The sequence below is a fragment of the Coprococcus sp. AF51-11b1 genome, assembly GCF_027682785.1.
Lineage (GTDB): Bacteria > Bacillota > Clostridia > Lachnospirales > Lachnospiraceae > Allocoprococcus > Allocoprococcus comes.
Genome location: NZ_JAQCZB010000034.1, coordinates 1 through 1,756, shown reverse-complemented (window position 1 = coordinate 1,756; position 1,756 = coordinate 1). Strand labels below are relative to the sequence as shown.

Sequence of the window (1,756 nt, the reverse complement as noted above, 5' to 3'; positions counted from 1 at the left end):
TTTTGGTGTGCTACCCGTCAAGTAGACAAATTAAATAACGAAAATTTTTTCTTCCCCGGTACAGTTTATGTACCGGGTTGTTTATGCAACGTTTTCTAGTTTTTGTTCATGGAATTCCAGTGGTGTAAGCACCCCAAGATTTCGTTGAACTCTTTTGTTTGTGTAATAATCTATGTATTTCTCTATGGCAAGCATTAATTCTTCTTTTGTTTTATACTTTTTGCCATAATACATTTCTTGCTTCATTAGTCCCCAGAATCCTTCCATAGGACCATTATCGATACATCTTGCCACGCGAGACATACTTTGTGTCATTCCAGCAGCTAAAATTCGCCGCCTAAATGCTTTCGAAGTATACTGATAGCCTCGATCACTATGAAATAGTGGTGTAGCTCCTGGATTCGCTGCCACAGCTTTGTCAAATGTATCAAAAACAAGAGGGTTATCATTTCTGGTGCTATATACAAAAGCGACAGGTCTCCTATCGCATAAATCAAGTATTACGCTTAAATATAGTTTACCTTTTTTATCGTCTTCTCCAACACCATATTTGAATTCTGATACATCTGTTACCCATTTCTGATTTATCATGTCCGATTTAAATTCTCTATTAAGGATATTTTCGGCAACATAAGCTGGATCAGATGCAGGTTTAGTACAACAATTATACCGATGCTTTATATATGACTGGATTTTCTTTTTGCGGCAAATCCTTAAAACACGTTTGTCATTAACAGCTATTTTATAATCATGTGCTAGAGTATCCCTTATACGTCTATAACCCATATCTGGATGTTCATCATGAATCTTTGTAATGGTATCGGCTATGCGTTCATTAAGATTATCATTATCACTATTTACATGATCTAGCCATTTATAATAGGCTGATCTAGCTATTCCAGCAAACTCGCATAACGCCGATATTGAGTATGTCTTATTTTCATCAGATAATTCTTTGATTGCAAGGTATTTTGTTGTATTGCGTGTCTTGGTCAGGTTCACCTCCTCTCTATTTCGTCGAGTTTTTTTAAGAAATCAATCTCCATTTGTTGCTGCTGTGTTTGAGCTTTTAGTAGTCGGTTTTCAGCTTTCAACTTTTCAATATCTGATAATTGAGAAATCGCTTTGTTCTTACCTCGTCGATCATATAATCCTTCGATTCCTTTATCTTTATATTTTCTAACCCATGCATAAACTTGTCCGTAGGAGCAACCATATTTATTTGCTGTAGAAGCATAATTACATCCCGTGTTTATGCATTCTTCGACAATGTTTATTCTTTCTTCAAGGGTTGTATTTTTTCTAGCACCGTTTTTAGCCATGAGATATACACCTTCTTTTCTGGAATTTGTTAAATCTTCATGGTTATTATACTGCTTAATCCATGTACGAACAGTACTTGGTGCATGAATTTTGTATTTTGCAGCTAAATCCTGACTCGTTATATTGCCTCCAAGATATTCAAGAACAATCTTCTTCTTAAATTCTGCAGAGTAATTACATAAATCAGCATTTTGCTTTTCTAGACCGTCTTCTCCAAATGTTTCGTATTTATGACCCCACCTGCGGATAATACTAGCCTCAATTCCATACTCTTTACCTAATTTCCAATAAGAGATTCCATCCTCAAGGTGTTTTTTTACGAGCTCAAGTTTCAACTCCTTACTATACTGTTTCCTAGACATAAAAATATGCTCCTCATATGATAGATTTTTGGATATTTCCATTGTCTACCATATGGGGAGCATATCATTTT

At 35.3% G+C, this 1,756-nt stretch carries 2 protein-coding genes; both read right to left on the bottom strand.

Annotated elements, in window-relative coordinates:
- Positions 1–81: 81 nt before the first annotated feature.
- Entirely contained in the window at positions 82–1,002 is a 921-nt protein-coding gene (locus tag PGY05_RS16430) for an IS3 family transposase (RefSeq protein ID WP_211134211.1), read from the bottom strand.
- Positions 999–1,685 carry a helix-turn-helix domain-containing protein gene (locus PGY05_RS16425; RefSeq protein WP_211134210.1) on the bottom strand — a complete coding sequence of 229 codons (687 nt, stop codon included), beginning with the start codon at positions 1,683–1,685 and terminating at the stop codon, positions 999–1,001. The genes PGY05_RS16430 and PGY05_RS16425 overlap by 4 nt, the downstream gene beginning before the upstream one ends.
- Positions 1,686–1,756: the final 71 nt, after the last annotated feature.

Coding starts and splice junctions, on each gene's coding strand:
- PGY05_RS16425 (WP_211134210.1), bottom strand. CDS start 1,685: ATGTCTAGGAAACAGTATAGTAAGGAGTTGAAACTTGAGCTCGTAAAA.